This window comes from Peribacillus sp. N1, from assembly GCF_054600815.1.
This window is the reverse complement of the sequence record NZ_BAAHZO010000001.1, coordinates 968,552-986,095: the sequence shown is the minus strand read 5'-3', so window position 1 is coordinate 986,095 and position 17,544 is coordinate 968,552. Positions and strand designations below refer to the sequence as shown.

General features: G+C 40.6%; 15 protein-coding genes. 11 read left to right on the top strand and 4 right to left on the bottom strand.

The window, feature by feature from the left end; translation table 11 throughout:
• The first annotated feature begins 653 nt into the window (after positions 1 to 653).
• From ACYP5M_RS04665 to ACYP5M_RS04640, 6 genes are all read left to right on the top strand, one after another.
• The gene (locus tag ACYP5M_RS04665) at positions 654 to 2,288 is read left to right on the top strand and encodes a peptide ABC transporter substrate-binding protein (protein ID WP_230175882.1); all 1,635 of its coding nucleotides are present in this window, start codon (positions 654 to 656) and stop codon (positions 2,286 to 2,288) included.
• A 133-nt stretch (positions 2,289 to 2,421) separates the two neighbouring features.
• Positions 2,422 to 3,351, top strand: a complete 930-nt coding sequence (locus tag ACYP5M_RS04660; RefSeq protein WP_034311122.1) for an ABC transporter permease — start codon at positions 2,422 to 2,424, stop codon at positions 3,349 to 3,351.
• Positions 3,351 to 4,280 (top strand): ABC transporter permease, encoded by a 930-nt coding sequence (locus tag ACYP5M_RS04655; RefSeq protein WP_076369602.1) that lies wholly within the window; start codon positions 3,351 to 3,353, stop codon positions 4,278 to 4,280. The genes ACYP5M_RS04660 and ACYP5M_RS04655 overlap by 1 nt, the downstream gene beginning before the upstream one ends.
• Positions 4,281 to 4,329: 49 nt before the next feature.
• A complete protein-coding gene (locus tag ACYP5M_RS04650; protein WP_350298954.1) occupies positions 4,330 to 5,343 on the top strand; it encodes an ABC transporter ATP-binding protein in 1,014 nt (337 codons plus the stop codon).
• A 13-nt stretch (positions 5,344 to 5,356) separates the two neighbouring features.
• Positions 5,357 to 6,349: an ABC transporter ATP-binding protein gene (locus ACYP5M_RS04645; protein ID WP_048679436.1), complete on the top strand. Its 993-nt coding sequence runs from the start codon at positions 5,357 to 5,359 to the stop codon at positions 6,347 to 6,349.
• Between the two features lie 205 nt (positions 6,350 to 6,554).
• Positions 6,555 to 7,409, top strand: coding sequence for a crotonase/enoyl-CoA hydratase family protein (locus tag ACYP5M_RS04640; protein ID WP_202190653.1), 855 nt, complete (start codon positions 6,555 to 6,557; stop codon positions 7,407 to 7,409).
• Positions 7,410 to 7,628: 219 nt separating this feature from the next.
• Here ACYP5M_RS04640 and ACYP5M_RS04635 read toward each other — a convergent pair whose 3' ends face one another.
• Together ACYP5M_RS04635 and ACYP5M_RS04630 are read right to left on the bottom strand one after the other, a co-directional pair.
• Positions 7,629 to 7,829 (bottom strand): cold-shock protein, encoded by a 201-nt coding sequence (locus ACYP5M_RS04635; protein ID WP_029714163.1) that lies wholly within the window; start codon positions 7,827 to 7,829, stop codon positions 7,629 to 7,631.
• Positions 7,830 to 8,013: 184 nt separating this feature from the next.
• Complete coding sequence (locus ACYP5M_RS04630) at positions 8,014 to 8,970, bottom strand: D-2-hydroxyacid dehydrogenase (protein ID WP_452445348.1); 957 nt, start codon at positions 8,968 to 8,970, stop codon at positions 8,014 to 8,016.
• Between the two features lie 121 nt (positions 8,971 to 9,091).
• Between ACYP5M_RS04630 and ACYP5M_RS04625 the strand changes: the two genes are divergently transcribed.
• The 5 genes from ACYP5M_RS04625 (at position 9,092) to ACYP5M_RS04605 (ending at position 14,497) form a co-directional block, all read left to right on the top strand.
• The gene (locus tag ACYP5M_RS04625; RefSeq protein WP_459734714.1) at positions 9,092 to 9,640 is read left to right on the top strand and encodes a GNAT family N-acetyltransferase; all 549 of its coding nucleotides are present in this window, start codon (positions 9,092 to 9,094) and stop codon (positions 9,638 to 9,640) included.
• Positions 9,641 to 9,835: 195 nt separating this feature from the next.
• Entirely contained in the window at positions 9,836 to 11,293 is a 1,458-nt protein-coding gene (locus ACYP5M_RS04620) for a CoA-acylating methylmalonate-semialdehyde dehydrogenase (RefSeq protein ID WP_459734713.1), read from the top strand.
• Between the two features lie 71 nt (positions 11,294 to 11,364).
• Positions 11,365 to 12,705, top strand: a complete 1,341-nt coding sequence (locus ACYP5M_RS04615; protein WP_452445350.1) for an aspartate aminotransferase family protein — start codon at positions 11,365 to 11,367, stop codon at positions 12,703 to 12,705.
• Between the two features lie 285 nt (positions 12,706 to 12,990).
• The gene (locus ACYP5M_RS04610) at positions 12,991 to 13,605 is read left to right on the top strand and encodes an NUDIX hydrolase (protein ID WP_101225421.1); all 615 of its coding nucleotides are present in this window, start codon (positions 12,991 to 12,993) and stop codon (positions 13,603 to 13,605) included.
• Between the two features lie 94 nt (positions 13,606 to 13,699).
• Positions 13,700 to 14,497 (top strand): endonuclease I family protein, encoded by a 798-nt coding sequence (locus ACYP5M_RS04605; protein ID WP_459734712.1) that lies wholly within the window; start codon positions 13,700 to 13,702, stop codon positions 14,495 to 14,497.
• A 59-nt stretch (positions 14,498 to 14,556) separates the two neighbouring features.
• Here ACYP5M_RS04605 and ACYP5M_RS04600 read toward each other — a convergent pair whose 3' ends face one another.
• Entirely contained in the window at positions 14,557 to 15,615 is a 1,059-nt protein-coding gene (locus ACYP5M_RS04600; protein ID WP_459734711.1) for a lactonase family protein, read from the bottom strand.
• Positions 15,616 to 15,764: 149 nt separating this feature from the next.
• Positions 15,765 to 17,516, bottom strand: a complete 1,752-nt coding sequence (ade, locus tag ACYP5M_RS04595) for an adenine deaminase (RefSeq protein WP_459734710.1) — start codon at positions 17,514 to 17,516, stop codon at positions 15,765 to 15,767.
• Between the last annotated feature and the right edge of the window lie 28 nt (positions 17,517 to 17,544).

Below are 17,544 nucleotides of genomic sequence, written 5' to 3'. Positions count from 1 at the left end.
AGAATGAAGGGATATTTCTATTCTACTATAGTTATTAACTATTATTTGAATATCGATTAAAAAGAACTAAATATTTTAATGAAGTAATGCATTATCCTACTAAAATATATTATTTGAGAGTGGATGGTTTGCTAGGAAGGTGGTCTTAGTAACCAACCTAACATTAATTATTAGAATATTTAGAAATAAATAGACAAGAGAACCTATATGAATACTGATTTAGAGGTGTTTGGAAAAACACCTGGAAGTCGGAAGTCCTTTCAGGTGATCATTTCTATTTACCTAGTATCTAGATCGAATTGATTAGCAATTAATTACTATATTGTGAAAAAGTACTCACTGGTTTATTGATTTTTTGATTTATTCGTAATATACTTAAAATTCAACATCTTTAATTCGAGGTATAGTATCCTTAGCGAGGTTAAAAAGAGGGTGATTTTTAACTAGTAAACTGCATTAATTGCTTTTATAGGTAGAAATACAGATTTATGCAAACGGTTCGCTAGTTGTTTTTTGGTGAATTCCTGTAATGAATGCTTCTAACTTTCCTCGCTGACATTATTTGTACTATACGAAAGATTAATAGGTGTTAGAAGGATAATCTCTTAAATGTGATTATTCTAAGAAAGATTAAAGATGAGGGGGAATATTTTTTGAAAAAGTCTAAATTTTCAGTGCTTGCTCTTCTTATGGCCATCATGCTTATGCTTGCGGCATGCAATGGCGGTTCGAAGGAAACTTCGAATGAAAAAGAAGGTGGCTCGGGTGACTCATCCGGATCAAAGGTATTAAATGTAAACAATTCGAGTGAACCTGGTTCGCTTCACCCTGCAAATGCACAAGGCACTCATGAATCATGGATCCTTGAACATACGTTTGAGGGACTGACAAAGAAAACGGAAGAAGGCAAAATCGTACCTGGTTCTGCAGAATCATGGGAAATCAGTGAAGATGGATTAACTTGGACATTCAAATTGAAAGATGGTTTGAAATGGTCAAATGGAGATCCGCTTACAGCCAATGACTTCGAATATGCTTGGAAATATGCTTTGAAACCGGAAACGGCTGCTGACTATGCTTACCAACTTTATTATCTTAAAGGCGGGGAAGCTTACAACAGTAAGAAAGGGAAGGAAGAGGACGTAGGGGTTAAAGCGACAGACGAACATACATTAGTCGTTACTTTGGAACAGCCTACACCGTATTTCCTTGACTTGACTTCTTTCTATACTTTCTATCCAATCAATAAAAAGGTACAGGAAGAAAATCCGAAATGGGCTTTGGATGCAAAAACTCACGTTTCAAACGGGCCGTTCAAATTAACGGAATGGAAACATAAAGAAAGCCTGAAAATCGAAAAGAATGAAAATTACTACGATAAAGATAAAATCAAATTGGATGCGGTTAACTTTGCTCTAATTGAAGATGAAAATACAGCATGGCAAATGTATCAGAGTGGCGAATTGGACCTCGCTTATCCACTGCCAGTGGATATTCAAGGTCAAATGGTCAATTCTGATGATAAAGAATTCAAAATGGGCAAAGAACTTGCCGTTTACTATTACAACTTTAATACAGAAGTGAAACCTTTCAATAATGCTAAAGTAAGGAAAGCGCTTTCAATGGCCATCGAGCGTCAAAAAATCACCGAAAATGTTGCTCAAGGCGGACAAAAGCCTGCTTTCGGCGTAGTCCCTCCGGGTATTCCTGATGCATCTGGAGATTTCCAGGAAAATACAGGTAACCTATTTAAGGAAGATGTTACCGAAGCTAAGAAATTGTTAAAAGAAGGACTTGCTGAAGAAGGCATGAAAGAATTACCTGAGTTTTCAATTTTGTATAACACTTTAGATTCACACAAGAAAATTGCTGAAGCGGTTCAAGGAATGTGGCGTGATAACCTGGGTGTTGAAGTGACACTTGAAAATGCAGAATTCCAAGTTAAGCTTGACCGTGAAAAAGCTGGTGACTTTGAAATTTCCCGTGCAGGATGGGTTGGTGACTATGTTGACCCGATGACATTCATGCTTTGGGAAACGGACGGCGCCTATAATGATGCAGGTTGGTCAAACAAAGAATATGATAATTTATTAAAAGAAGCAAAATCTACAATGGATCCAAAAGAACGCATGGATGCTTTGCATAAAGCAGAGAAAGTCATGATTGACGAAATGCCGATCCTTCCGGTTTACTTCTATACAAAACCATATATGGTTAAATCGAATGTTACTGGAGTTTTTGCTCCGATTAACGCTTATCCGAACTTTATTTACGCGGATAAAAAATAATAGAAGGATAATAGTGAAATGGGAGGTATGTCCGATTAAGGACATACCCCATTTTTCAATTGCGAATTTGAATATTTCATGCATTCATTTCCGTTTTCAACTTCTTAGAAAATCGATGATTGGGGTGATTACCATGTTGAGATATACATTAAACCGTTTTAAATGGGCGATTATTACTTTATGGGCTGTTATTACATTAACGTTCATCATAATGCATACGATTCCGGGAAATCCATTTGCAAAAGAAGGAGCCATGCCTCCTGCTGTTTATGAAAACCTTCAAGTCCACTATGGATTGGACAAGCCGTTGTTGACCCAATATGGGAATTATTTATTGGAAGTCGTTCAATTTGATTTTGGTCCTTCATTGAAATCTTCATCCATTTCCGTGAATGATTACATTTTGAAGGGGTTTCCGGTGTCCTTGCACTTAGGGGCACAAGCTTTGGTGATTGCCATCTTCTTTGGGCTCATTTTGGGTGTCGTGGCATCACTGAAAAGAAATAAATGGCCCGACTATTTATCAATGATCATTGCCATCGTAGGGATTTCCGTTCCTAACTTTATCCTGGCGACTATTTTAATCAATTATTTTGCAATTAAATGGAATATATTCCCTGTTGCTACATGGGCGACATGGCAGCATACCATTTTACCATCCATTGCCCTTTCCATGATGCCGCTTGCTTTCATCGCGAGACTGATGCGGACAAGCATGCTTGAAGTAATGGGGCAGGATTACATTTTGACAGCAAAAGCCAAAGGATTGAAACGGAGCGGTGTCATAATCAAACATGCGATTCGGAATGCGTTATTGCCGATTATCACGGTTCTGGGCATCCTTACGGCTAATATCGTGACAGGAAGCTTCATCATTGAACGTATTTTTGGTATTCCTGGCATGGGAGATATGTTCGTAAAGGGAATATCCAACAGGGACTACCCGGTGATTCTTGGTTCCACAATTGTGTATAGTGCGGTGCTTATTCTATTGATATTCATCGTTGATATAGCCTATACGTTGATTGATCCTAGAATTAAAGTGACGGGGGAGAAGAAATAATGGCAGATAAAGTGCATTTAACCGAAGATATGTTCCAACCCGCCGAAGGCAACTTTAAGGAAGCTGAAAAAATAGCAAGACCTACAGTTTCATATTGGTCTGACGTCTGGCGTCGATTTAAAGAAAATAAGCTGGCCATGACTGGATTTATTCTTATAATCCTCTTGGTCTTGATGGCGATTTTTGGTCCGTACATTAACGGATATACTTATTATGGACAAGATTTCGAGAAAAAGAATCTTAGCCCAAATAGCGAGCATTGGTTTGGAACGGATTCATCAGGAAGGGATCTATTTACGCGAGCTTGGTATGGTGCGAGGATATCTTTGTTCATTGGATTGATGGCCGCGTTGATTGACTTTTTAATTGGTGTCCTTTATGGCGGGATTTCAGCCATTCGCGGTGGACGCACGGATAATATCATGATGCGTTTCGCTGAGGTGATCTATGCGATTCCCTACCTATTGATGGTTATTTTAATGATGGTCGTATTAAAACCTGGTATTCTGCCAATCATCATTGCGATGTCGATTACGGGGTGGATTCCAATGGCGCGACTGGTACGGGGACAGGTTTTACAACTGAAAGAGAATGAATATATCCATGCTGCAACAATCTCTGGAGCCAATACGAGCTGGACTTTAAGAAAACACATGATTCCAAATACAATGGGACCGATCCTTGTCAATTTAACGTTGACTGTACCTACTGCCATTTTTGCCGAAGCTACACTTAGCTTTTTGGGACTGGGAGTTCCGGCACCTCAGGCTAGCTGGGGAACATTGACAAGTGATGCACTGGGAAGCATTCTGGTAGGGAATTTCTATCAACTTTTAATCCCGGCAATATTGATTTCCTTAACGATGTTCGCGTTCAATGTGGCTGGTGACGGATTGCAGGATGCCTTAGATCCAAAACTACGGAAATAAATGAGTCCTAACATAATGATGTGATATTACTAGAATAGGAGGGACGATGATGGAGAACCTATTAGAAGTCAACGATTTACAAATCACCTTCCATACTTATGCAGGAAAAGTGCAAGCGGTTCGCGGTGTGAATTTTGACGTGAAAAAAGGGGAAGCCGTTGCGATTGTTGGGGAGTCCGGATGCGGCAAAAGTGTTACAGCGAAATCTATCATGAGATTATTGGAAACACCCCCAGCAGAGTATGGAAAAGGGTCGATAAACTTTGGCGGTAAAGACCTTCTTAAAATGAGTGAAAAGGAAATGCAGAAGATTCGCGGAAATGAAATCAGCATGATTTTCCAGGATCCGATGACTTCGCTCAATCCAACGACAAAAATCGGCAGCCAGATCATGGAAGGCATTTTAAAGCATAATAAAAACATGTCCCGAAATGATGCATACGAACGGGCGTTGGAAACACTGAAACTAGTAGGTATTCCACAGCCGGAAAAAAGGATGCAGCAATATCCGCATGAGTTTTCAGGTGGTATGCGCCAAAGGGCAATGATAGCGATGGCCCTTGCTTGTGAACCGAAATTACTGATTGCCGATGAACCTACAACTGCATTGGATGTAACGATACAAGCGCAAATTTTGGAACTGATGAAAGATATCCAACGAAGAATGGATACTTCCATCATTTTAATCACTCATGATTTAGGTGTGGTTGCGGAAACTTGTGAACGGGTAGTCGTCATGTATGCAGGCAAGGTTGTTGAGACGGGTACGGTAGAGGCTATATTTTCAAACCCGCAGCATCCTTATACGAGAGGTTTGCTTAAAACGGTGCCAAGGCTGGATATGGAAAAAACGGCTCCGTTGGTTCCGATTATCGGATCACCACCGGATTTATTGGATCCGCCAAAAGGATGCCCATTTTACCCAAGATGTGAATCAGCAATGAAAGTGTGCAAAGACCATGATCCGGAGCTTGAAGTAGTGGAAGAAGGTCAGACAGCCGCATGCTGGCTGCACCACCCGATGGCCAAGGCAGCACAGGTACAAGCACCGACTAATGTATAAAGGAGGAGAACCAATGGTTTCACTGAAAAATAAGGCCGTAAAAGAAAAGACATACAACGAAAATTCTCCTCTTGTTGAAATAAAGAATCTGAAGAAGCATTTTCCTATCGGTTCTCAATCGCTTAAAGCGGTAGACGGTTTGGATCTCAAAATCTATCCAGGGGAAACTGTCGGTCTTGTTGGGGAAAGCGGTTGCGGTAAGTCGACTGCAGGTCGTACAATCACTCGATTATATGAACCGACTGATGGAGAAGTTCTTTTTCAGGGGAAAAATATTTTCGATTACAAACCCGGGGAAATGTCACATATCCGCCGTGAAATACAAATGATTTTCCAAGATCCTTACGCATCCTTGAACCCAAGGATGAAGGTGGAGGAATTGATTGGGGAACCACTTGCCATTCATGGGATATCAAAAGGTAAAGAGCGAAGAAAACGGGTGGAAGACCTGTTAAAGCTGGTTGGTTTAAGTCCGGAACATATCACTCGTTTTCCGCATGAATTCAGTGGCGGACAACGCCAGCGTATTGGAATTGCAAGGGCATTGGCTTTAAATCCTAAATTCATCGTTTGTGATGAACCAATCTCTGCCTTGGATGTTTCGATACAGGCCCAAGTGGTCAACTTATTAAAAGAACTGCAAAAAGAAATGGGATTGACTTATTTATTCATCGCGCATGATTTATCGATGGTCAAGTATATTTCAGATCGCATTTTAGTCATGTACCTTGGAAGAATGATGGAACTTTCGGATAGTGATTCTTTAACGAAAGATCCGCTACACCCATACACACAGGCCTTGCTATCCGCAGTGCCGATACCAGACCCGACTATTAAACGGGAAAGGATCGTCCTTAAAGGCGATGTACCAAGTCCAATCAATCCGCCGAGCGGCTGTGTATTTCGGACGCGCTGTCCTAAGGCGATGGAGATATGCTCCAGTGCTGTACCTGAATGGAAAGAACAAAAACCAGGGCATTTCGTTGCTTGTCATTTATATTGGTAAACAAAAAAACCAGTTGCATTTGCGACTGGTCTTTTTTTACACATTTATGTAAAATATTTTTAGAATAGAAACGATTATCAAATTATTTATCAGCATGTCAAAATAAAAAACTAGGAATCTGAAAATAAAACATATAAAATGTAATTATATGTAAATATAAAATTCTGTTGAATGTTTCAATTTGTGAGAGAAGGAGGGACTGTTATTGTATTCCACGATAACTAGTGAGATCGTCGATCGTGTCATGATTGTTACTCTTAATCGTCCAGAGAGAATGAATGCTTTCAATGAAAAGATGTGTGAGGAGATGATTCGCGCTTTTAATGAAGCGGATGAAAATGATGACGTAAGAGCCGTCATATTAACTGGCGCTGGGGATGCTTTTTGTGCTGGAATGGATTTGGAAAAAGGTGCAGAAACGTTTATGGATCACACTCCTTTGGTTGAATACCGCGATGCAGGAGGAATGTTGTCATTACGGATTTTCGAGATGAAGAAACCTATGATTGCTGCCATTAATGGAGCGGCAGTCGGGATTGGGATAACAATGACTTTGCCCATGGACATTAGAATCGCTTCAACAGATGCAAATATGGGCTTTGTATTTGCGAGGCGGGGGATAACGATGGAGGCATGCAGCGGCTGGTTCTTACCCAGGCTTGTCGGAATGGGCAAAGCTTCCGAATGGATTTTTACCGGCAGGATGATTTCGGCCAGTGAAGCATATGAGGGAAGGTTGGTAAACAAGATCGTCGAGCCAGAAGAATTGATGTCTGCTGCTATGGAAATTGCAACAGACATTGCGGAAAATACATCTTCCGTTTCTGTGACGTTATCCCGGCAATTAATGTGGACCATGCTCGGTGCAAACCATCCTGTTGAATCACACAAAATAGAATCGAAAATGATTCATTGGACCGGAAAACAAGCGGATGCACTAGAAGGGATCGAAGCTTTCCTCGAAAAAAGGAAAGCTGATTTCAAGATGAAAAGCAGTAGTGATATGCCTCCGTTTTATCCTTGGGGAACGGATCGAACATATGAAGTGGATAAGAAATGATTGAATGGAATGGCCCAGGGAAACCAGGGGAAGTGCGTGATAATTTTTACTTTTCGGATAAATTAGGGTTTCTATTCTTAGTGTGTTATACTGGGTTTACCATTTACTAAACTTGTTTCATGTTCCCTATTCCCCGTGAATAGGGTTTTTTTATGATTGCTTTTTTAATCAAAAAAAACAGACCCTACAAGTAGGGTCCGTTATATATTGTATTTAAAATTATGCTTTTTGAACGTTAGTAGCTTGTGGTCCACGTTGACCTTGCTCAACTTCAAAAGTAACTTCTTGACCTTCGTCTAATGATTTGAATCCTTCGCTTTGGATAGCTGAGAAATGTACGAATACATCGTCTCCGTTTTCGCGTTCGATGAAGCCAAATCCTTTTTCTGCGTTAAACCATTTTACTTTACCTTGTTCCATTGTTGTTGCCTCCTAGTGTGAATCCACACATTGTGTTACTACCCTTGCTCAATCATTAGACGAAAAGTTTTTCACTTATCAATCTTCCCGAACAAAAATAATTCTTTTTAAATATAACAGATAATGTCGGAATCTGCAAGCTAACATGGGAAGATTATTTATGTACACATTCGGTGAACAATTTTTAATACCCTTTTTTGTAATCAAGTAAATTTATTGAAGGTTTTTTACCATTTAGATAGTTCTTTAAATTCGGCATGAAAATATCATGAATGAGCCTTTGGTCGTAAAATTCCGTATTTCCGGATGTGTGCGGCGTGATGATTGCATTGTCCAACTCCCATAGTGGGCTATTCTCAGGAAGTGGCTCCGTTTCAAACACATCAAGTCCAGCACCCGCAATTTCTTTGTCCATAAGCGCTTGAACCAAATCGTTTTGAATGACGAGATTTCCCCTTCCTATATTAATGAAAAAAGCGGAGCGCTTCATTAACTTGAATTCCTTTTTCCCGAACATATACCTTGTTTCTGGGGTCAAAGGTAATGTCACGACAATATAATCACATCTTGGAAGAAGATCATTCAATTGTTTTTGTGTGAACATCTCATCGACAAATTCTTCTGATTTATTCGAATGGCGCATTCCTAACACTGTCATGCCAAAAGCCTTGGCAATTTTTGCGGTTTCCTTTCCGATTTTTCCGACACCGATGATTCCGATGGTCTTTTCATGAATTTCCTGCTTCATATGTGCGTGATGCCAAGTCTTTGTCTGCTGTTGTTTAATATATGTATCTACTTTTCTTGTTAAGGCAAGCATTAACGCGAAAATAGTCTCTGAAATGGGATACGCATGAACACCGTTTGCAGTTGTAATCTGAACATTCCTTTGTTCTAAATTTTCCAGGGGTAAAGCATTCACTCCGGCGCTCCATGTCTGGATCCATTTTACTTCGCTTGCATCAATCGATACAGACATTTCCGCTTTCCAGCCTGCGATCACTTCAGCATCGGCTATATGATTTCTCCATATTTCCGGAGATCTTCCGGTGATAACCGTCCAATCGGGAACCAATTCTTTAATTTTCTGTAGTAAGAGCTCATTCAAATTTTGGCTTATTATTAGTTTTCTTTTTGGCATAACTAACCTCCTGTATCTTTTTTTCTGAATTATACGTAAGTTTTGAAAATCTTTCAATCGGGAAAGCGAATGCTTAACAATCTTGCTATAATACTAATAATCAATGGAATGGGGTGTATTCATGAACGTGAAAGACATATATGGACAGCTGCCTATTATAGAATCAAAACGTTTGATCATGAGGAAAGTCACCATGAATGATGCCGGAGACATGTTCGCTTATGCATCCAACAGTGAAGTTTCCCGTTACGTCACATGGGAAGCTCATCGTTCCCTATGTGATACAAAAGATTTTATCAGGTTTATCCTGCAAAATTATGAGGATAAGAAAATCGCTCCATGGGGCATAGAACACAAGGAAAGTGGTAAGTTGATTGGTACTATTGATTTTGTTTCATGGCAGGTTGATCATCATAGTGCAGAAATCGGGTATGTGCTTGCACCCGAATATTGGGGGAATGGCTTGATGACGGAGGCAGCGCAAAAGATAATCGCCTTTGGCTTTGAAAATATGAACCTAGTTCGTATACAAGCAAGGTGCTTCGTTGAAAATATGGGTTCAGAACGCGTCATGCAAAAGGCTGGTATGTCTATTGAGGGAATCATTAGAAAAGGAATGTTTGTAAAGGGAAAGCATCAAGACTTAAAGCTATATTCCATTATAAAATGATGGCTTTGGAGTCTGCTGATTAAAGAAGAAATAAGGAAAAATACATCGGTTTTGAAATTATAAATATTGGAAAATCAAAAACAAACAATATGTGCAAATATTGAATCAAAAACTATACAAAACGTCTAATGTAAAAAGTCCGTTTGAAAAATATAATGAAACTATAAAATCGTGTTGAAATGGAGGGTTTCTTTAATGGCAGTAATAAATGAAGTAAAAACGTTGAAAAATTATATCGGTGGCAAATGGGTGGATTCCACAACATCGAAACATGAACAAGTGCCTAATCCGGCAACAGGAGAAGTTTTGGCGATCGTTCCCCTTTCAACAAAGGAAGATGTAAACCAAGCGGTGCAGGTTGCTAAAAAGGCGTATAAAGAATGGAAAAAGATCGCCGTTCCAAAAAGAGCCCGCTTCTTATTCCGTTATCAGCAATTATTGATAGAACACTGGGATGAGCTTGCAAAGCTGGTCACAATCGAAAATGGAAAAAGCTATACAGAAGCATATGGTGAGGTTCAGCGGGGGATTGAATGCGTGGAATTCGCAGCAGGTGCGCCTACCTTGATGATGGGCAGCCAGCTTCCTGATATTTCTCCAGGTATTGAATCTGGCATGTATCGTTATCCAATGGGTGTCGTTGCAGGGATTACGCCGTTTAATTTCCCGATGATGGTACCATGTTGGATGTTCCCGCTGGCAATAGCTTGTGGAAATACGTTTATCTTAAAACCTTCAGAACGGACACCGCTATTGGCCAACCGTCTTGTGGAATTATTGACAGAAGCAGGTGTTCCGGATGGAGTTGTCAATATTGTCCATGGTGCCCACGATGTCGTGAATGGGATATTGGAACATGAAGACATTAAAGCGGTATCATTTGTTGGATCCCAGCCTGTCGCAGAGTATGTATACAAAACGGCAGCTGCCAATAAAAAACGTGTCCAGGCTTTATCAGGAGCGAAAAATCATTCAATCGTCATGCCTGATGCGGATTTGGATAATGCGGTAACGAACATTACGAATGCCGCTTTCGGATCTGCAGGCGAGCGCTGCATGGCTGCGTCAGTGGTTGTTGCGGTGGGAGAAGTGGGAGATACGCTCGTTGAGAGATTAAAGGCTGCAGCGGATGACATCAAGATAGGAAATGGAATGGATAAGGACGTTTTCTTGGGGCCTGTGATTCGTGATACTCATAAAAAGAGAACAGAACAATATATTGAAATCGGGGAGAAAGAAGGAGCTGTCCTCCTTCGTGATGGCAGGAATGAAGGCGATCAGGAAAATGGCTATTACGTTGGACCGACATTATTTGATCATGTAAAAACAAACATGAAAATATGGAGTGATGAAATTTTTGCTCCTGTCTTATCCATAGTACGGGTCAATACACTTGAAGAAGCAATCGAATTGACCAATCAATCAGAATTTGCCAATGGTGCCTGCCTCTATACTGATAGTGCAAAAGCCATCAGGGAATTTCGCGAAGAAATTGATGCAGGGATGCTTGGCATTAATCTTGGGGTACCCGCGCCAATGGCATTCTTTCCATTTTCCGGCTATAAAAGTTCCTTTTATGGAGACCTTCATGCCAATGGGAAAGACGGAGTGGAATTTTACACTAGAAAGAAAATGTTAACGGCAAGATACTGATAGGAAAAAGGGGGTCGGCTCAAATTGTGGTCGGCCTTCCTTTATACATCTTTTTAGGAGGAGTGTAGCTTATGCAGGTTGAAAAGCAGGGTCAGGATCTTAAAGCGATGGATGGTAAATATGTGTGGCATCATATGAAAGGGGCTGAACCCACCCCTGGGGCAATGGTGATAAAAAAAGGGCAAGGAGCATGGATTACGGATGTTGATGGGAATCGATTCCTGGATGGGATGTCAGGTTTATGGTGTGTCAACGTTGGTTATGGCCGCACGGAACTGGCTGAAGCCGCTTACGAGCAACTGAAGGAACTTCCTTATGCCCCTTTAACGAATAGCCACATTCCGGCTATTAAGCTAGCAGAGAAATTAAATGAATGGCTTGGTGGGGATTATGTGATTTTCTTCTCTAACAGCGGTTCAGAAGCAAATGAGACTGCCTTTAAAATTGCGCGGCAGTATCATCAGCAAAAAGGTGAACATGGACGCTATAAATTCATTTCGCGTTATCGCGGCTATCATGGCAATTCAATGGGTGCCCTGTCAGCGACCGGGCAGGCGCAGCGAAAATACAAATATGAACCGCTGGCCCCAGGATTTCTTCATGTAGCACCGCCGGATTCTTACAGAAATCCAGAGGATGAAAGCGGTGAAAAAAGTGCAGCGGAAATTGAACGTACCATTACATGGGAGCTGAGCGAAACGGTTGCTGCGGTCATCATGGAACCAATCATCACTGGGGGCGGAATTTTAATGCCACCTGATGGTTATATGAAACGTGTCAAAGAAATTTGTGAGAAAAATGGTGTCCTTCTCATTTCGGATGAGGTCATTTGCGGGTTTGGCCGTACTGGTAAGAGATTCGGATTTATGAACTATGATGTAAAACCAGACATCGTAACAATGGCTAAAGGAATCACGAGCGCTTATCTGCCATTATCCGCTACAGCCGTCAAACGTGAAATTTATGAAGCGTATATTGGCTCAGATGTATATGACCGCTTTCGGCATGTAAATACATTTGGCGGCAATCCGGCTGCATGTGCCGTCGCTTTGAAGAATATTGAAATATATGAAAATGAAAAACTTATAGAACGGTCTAAGGAGTTAGGGTTACGTTTTCTGCAAGAGTTTGAAGAAATTAAAACTCATCCCAATGTTGGGGATGTGCGAGGGAAAGGTTTGTTGGTAGGGATTGAACTAGTGGAAGATAAACTGACAAAACAACCGATCGAACTTTCCAAAATCAATAAAGTGATTGCATCATGTAAAGAAAAGGGGCTGATCATAGGTAAAAATGGTGATACTGTAGCGGGTTTCAATAATGTCCTGACTCTTGCTCCCCCACTTAGTATAACTGAAGAGGATTTTTCATTCATCATAACGACGGTAAAGCGAACGCTAGCTGAACTATGAAAATAAATAGAAAAACCTGAATATTCAATTAAGTTTACGCGTGTACTGTTGATAGACAAACATGCTTTTTAAATGAGACTGATGCGTTTAGTTTTAGCACCGTTTTAGAACTTTGAACGGTGCTTTTGTCTATGATCAAGGAAGAATAAGAGGAAAAGGAATCTAGTAGAAATTATAGGCAATATTTTGGAATCGTTTTCCTTGCTTAGTTATAGCAGATGTTCGAAAATGGAATGATAAGGAGTGGTAGAAACTCAATATTAACCGTCAGAAGAGGTGAGGGACATGAATAATGAAGATATAACAAAAAAACTAACATTACATATCCCTGAAATTTTAGGGAGTGGGAATTTTTCAAAGTATGCTGTATTGGTACCGCTTCTAGAGAAAGAAGATGGAATTCATGTTCTTTTCGAAGAACGTTCACACAAACTGAGGAGGCAGCCAGGGGATATATGTTTTCCCGGCGGAAAAATAGACAAGCTGGACCATGATGAACAGGCGGCGGCCCTAAGGGAAACATATGAGGAACTTAATTTGAGAAAAGAAGATATAGATAATGTCTTTCCTATCGATTATTTGGTATCTCCATTTGGGATGATCGTCTATCCTTATGCAGGGTTTGTTCGTAACCATCAACGGATAATACCTAATCCAGCTGAGGTAGAAACCATTTTTACGGTCCCGCTATCCTTTTTCATGGAAAAACCGCCAGAAATTTACCATGTGGAATATAAAGTGGAACCGCATGAAAACTTCCCCCACGATTTAGTCGTTGGCGGGGAGAATTATAAATGGCAGCCGAAACAGATGGAAGAATATTTTTACTTATATAATGGTCGGGTAATCTGGGGAATGACGGCGAAAATCCTTACCCATTTTATTGAAATTCTTCGTTAGACACTTCTAAAGCACCTTTTTTTTTCAGTCTTTTTCTATTAAGCTTTAATTATGGTAAATGTTAGGTTTTTAATAGAAGCGGGGGGATGAGTGGATGATGTATAGTTTTGAAGTACTTGAAAAAGAACGGGAAATGGCAATGGCTGCACTAGTCAACTTCAATGAAAACCGCGAATACTATGATGAAACCAAAGATCAGGAACTTAAGCTAGCATACTACAAAGATGGTTCCTTGGACCGGGAAGGATTGAAGGACCTACTTGTGGCAACCCATAAAAACCAGCTGAACTACTCACCACATCGTCATGTTTACCCATGGGTGGACTTACAGGAAAATGGCCAGCTGAAAAGTCTGTATTCCGGTAAAGGGATGGATCCTGTACAAGTGATTGAGGAAGATATCCGTATACTGGAAGTGTTGTCAAGAGGTATTGAATCAATAAATTCGGAGAACATTCTCGTTAATTGTGAACATGTAGTACCTCAATCATGGTTCGATAAAAAAGAACCGATGAGGGGGGATTTGCATCATCTGTTCGCTTGTGAACCAACGTGTAATAGCAGCCGGAGTAACTATCCATACCATGATTTTGAGGATTATATCCCTGAGAGATCGGCTGCCGGTATAAAAGCGGGTTGCGGAAAATCAGACGAAAGTAAATTCGAGCCTGAATACGGAAAAGGGATCGTGGCGAGGGCAACTTTGTATTTTTTACTCAGATATGAAGGAATCATCGATAGCAGCAAAATCGACCTGGCACTGCTTTTGGAATGGCATCAGCTTTTTCCAGTCAGCACTTATGAAAAACATAGAAACCAGGCTATACATGAAATGCAGGGTAATCGTAACCCATATATAGATTTTCCCGAAATGGCGGAGAAATGGAATTAAAGAAGAATATAAAAAAGAGGATTGAAGCTGTAGTACAAGCTTCAATCCTTTTTTTAAGATTATAAGAATTTTACGCAAACAGGGAAGGGAACTTGAACATCCTTTTGCAATAATGTTAATTTTCCGTCATGCTCATTCCGTGCATATAGTGTCAGGTTTCCTGATTGTTCATTAGAAGCGATCAGGAATTTTCCGCTAGGATCCAATGAAAAATCACGTGGCCAGTGACCTTCGGTAGAAACCAGTTCCACGAATGCCAGTTTGCCTGTTTCTTGATTGATTTGGAAAACGGCAATACTGTCATGTCCGCGGTTTGCAGCATATATGAATTGCCCGTCAACAGAAATATGAATGGCACTTCCTTGGTTATTTTCCTTGAAATCTTCCGGGACGGTCCGAACCGTTTGTAATTCAGAAAAACTTCCAGTTTGACTATCGAAGCTCAAAACAATGACTTCTGGTACCAATTCTGCCATAACATACGCAAATTTTCCGTTTGGGTGGAAGGTCAGATGCCGTGGTCCGCTGCCGGGAGCAACAGATAAGCTGTTTACTTCTTCCAAAATCCCACTATGTATTTTATAGGTTATCACTTTATCTATCCCGAGGTCGACTACAGCAATGAACCTTTCATCTGGTGTGAAACCAGCAAAGTGAGTGTGTGCTTTTTCCTGACGTTCTTCATTCGGTCCTTGACCTTTATGTTGAACAGTTGATGATACAGGCAAAGGGGTCGCATCGTCATGAAGCGGATATGATTCAATCACGCCTTCACCATAACTGGAAGTGACCAAGACCTGTTTCTTGCTGTCAACACTAATATGGCAGGAAGAACCGTTTGGTGTCAGTTGTTTCCCCAAGAAGGTAAGCTCACCTGAATCTTCATTAATCGAATAGGCTGAAACACCTCCACTGCCCGATTCTTTTAAAATGGCGTAGAGATTCTTTTTGTCCTGGCTGATGGCGACATAAGTCGGATCGGTCAATTCTGCTGCAAGAACCGGTGTGCTGAGTTTTCCTTCTGCTGTATCTAAAGTAAATCGGTAAACACCTTTGCTGTTTCCTTTTGTGTAAGTGCCTATGTATCCAATAATGTTCTGTTGGTCATGTTTTACCATATTTATCTCCTCCAAGAAAGATTTGTGTTTATTTTTATTTTAACATAGATGATACCTTATATCCTTTTCCCGTATTCTGTTGATTTGGAACCTTTTTATTTTGGAGGTTTTTGGGTGCGAAGAAAAAAACCCCGACTAGGGGGTCAAATTTAATCGACTGGCTTTGAGGCTTCGATAGGAATATGCCTAAACTCAGAAACGGAAAATAAACCCTGATCCGTCAGTTTGATTTCAGGGATGACAGGTAACGCCAAGAAGGCAAGTGTAAGAAAAGGGTTAAAATGCCTGTTAGCACCGAGTTTCAATAGGGCCTCATCGATTTTATTCAATGAATGGACCACATCCATATAATCACATTCACTCATCAATCCAGCTATTGGCAGGGGAAGGGAAGCGAGTATTTCCCCATTTTGGATTACGGTCAATCCACCCTGCATTTTTTTGATTTCCTTTGCTGCCAGCAGCATATCCTGATCATTCGTTCCGGCAATGATCAAATTATGTGAATCATGGGCTACTGTAGTGGCAATTGCACCTGATTTCAACCCAAGTCCTTTGACGATTCCAAGACCTAATTGTTTGGTCAGATGATGCCTTTCAATAACAGCAAGTTTTAAATGATCAACATGTTCGGAGAAATGGAATAGTCCATCATGATTAAGTGTGACCGGTTCAATCGAATGCTTTGTAATCAAGCTGTTTGGAGTTATCTCAATAATATTAGCGAACTCATTTTTAAAAGGTATCGCCAAATCATCTTCGGTTATTTCATGAAAATGAACGGAGTGCGTCAACCCGTCATCAATAACCTGTTTCCTATCATCTGGAAAGTTAAGTAAATGATTATTTTGAACGATAAGCTTTCCATCTTTAAAAACCGAGTGGATGGTGATGGAATCAAGATCATCCAATAGAAGGAAGTCTGCCTTGTATCCAGGTGCAATTGCACCATGTTCCTTTAAACCAAAGCATTCTGCTGCATTAATGGTCGCCATTTGTATGGCGGTAATTGGCGGGACACCTGTATCTATGGAAAGTCGAACGTTGTGATCGATACTTCCCTCATATACAATATCATCTAGGTGCCGGTCATCGGTGACGAATAAACAACGGCGGGAGTTCTTCTCGTTAATAACTGGAATCAGGTTTATTAAGTCTTTGGCAACCGTGCCTTCCCTGATCATAAGATACATACCTTTACGCAGTCTTTCTTTTGCCTCTTCCGCAGTAGTGCATTCATGATCCGTTTTTATGCCTGCACTCATATAAACATCGAGCTGTTGTCCGGATAATCCGGCTGCATGGCCATCGATGCTTTTGCCTAGTCTATTTGCATCATATATTTTTTGCAGCATATCCTCCTCCGTATGTGAAACGGCAGGGAAATTCATGACTTCGGCTAAACCAAGCACTCTCGGGTTTTGATAAAAGGAAATTAAATCTTCACTTCTTAAGACAGCACCAGAATGTTCAAACTCCGTAGCAGGTACACAAGAGGGCATCATGACGTAAAAGTCAAAAGGAAGTTGAGCGGATTGTTCAATCATATATTCCATGCCCTTTTTGCCAGAAACATTGGCAATTTCATGAGGGTCTGCAACGATGCAGGTCACACCATGTAAAAGGAGGATTTTTGCAAGTTCATATGGCCTGACCATCGATGATTCTATATGAACATGGCCATCAATGAAGGAAGGGCATACGAATTTTCCTGCAGCATCGATTTGTGAAATACCATCATAATGCCCAATTCCAGCAAAGTAACCATCGACGATCGCAATGTCGCCTGTATAGATATCCCCATTGAAAACATCTATGATTTGCCCGTTTTTAATGACGCAATCTGCTGGTGTTCTTCCTGCTGCAACGTCAATTCTCCTTTTAAGCAATTTTTTTTTCATATTCGTAACCCCTTTGGCGAAATATATC

Excerpts from the sequence above, each read along its gene's own strand:
- ACYP5M_RS04655 (WP_076369602.1), top strand. The coding sequence starts at position 3,351 with ATGGCAGATAAAGTGCATTTAACCGAAGATATGTTCCAACCCGCCGAA.
- ACYP5M_RS04630 (WP_452445348.1), bottom strand. The coding sequence starts at position 8,970 with ATGCCAAAAAGAAAACTAATAATAAGCCAAAATTTGAATGAGCTCTTA.
- ACYP5M_RS04650 (WP_350298954.1), top strand. The coding sequence starts at position 4,330 with ATGGAGAACCTATTAGAAGTCAACGATTTACAAATCACCTTCCATACT.
- ACYP5M_RS04605 (WP_459734712.1), top strand. The coding sequence starts at position 13,700 with ATGATGTATAGTTTTGAAGTACTTGAAAAAGAACGGGAAATGGCAATG.
- ACYP5M_RS04615 (WP_452445350.1), top strand. The coding sequence starts at position 11,365 with ATGCAGGTTGAAAAGCAGGGTCAGGATCTTAAAGCGATGGATGGTAAA.
- ACYP5M_RS04625 (WP_459734714.1), top strand. The coding sequence starts at position 9,092 with ATGAACGTGAAAGACATATATGGACAGCTGCCTATTATAGAATCAAAA.
- ACYP5M_RS04610 (WP_101225421.1), top strand. The coding sequence starts at position 12,991 with ATGAATAATGAAGATATAACAAAAAAACTAACATTACATATCCCTGAA.
- ACYP5M_RS04660 (WP_034311122.1), top strand. The coding sequence starts at position 2,422 with ATGTTGAGATATACATTAAACCGTTTTAAATGGGCGATTATTACTTTA.
- ACYP5M_RS04620 (WP_459734713.1), top strand. The coding sequence starts at position 9,836 with ATGGCAGTAATAAATGAAGTAAAAACGTTGAAAAATTATATCGGTGGC.
- ACYP5M_RS04645 (WP_048679436.1), top strand. The coding sequence starts at position 5,357 with ATGGTTTCACTGAAAAATAAGGCCGTAAAAGAAAAGACATACAACGAA.
- ACYP5M_RS04635 (WP_029714163.1), bottom strand. The coding sequence starts at position 7,829 with ATGGAACAAGGTAAAGTAAAATGGTTTAACGCAGAAAAAGGATTTGGC.
- ACYP5M_RS04600 (WP_459734711.1), bottom strand. The coding sequence starts at position 15,615 with ATGGTAAAACATGACCAACAGAACATTATTGGATACATAGGCACTTAC.
- ade (WP_459734710.1), bottom strand. The coding sequence starts at position 17,516 with ATGAAAAAAAAATTGCTTAAAAGGAGAATTGACGTTGCAGCAGGAAGA.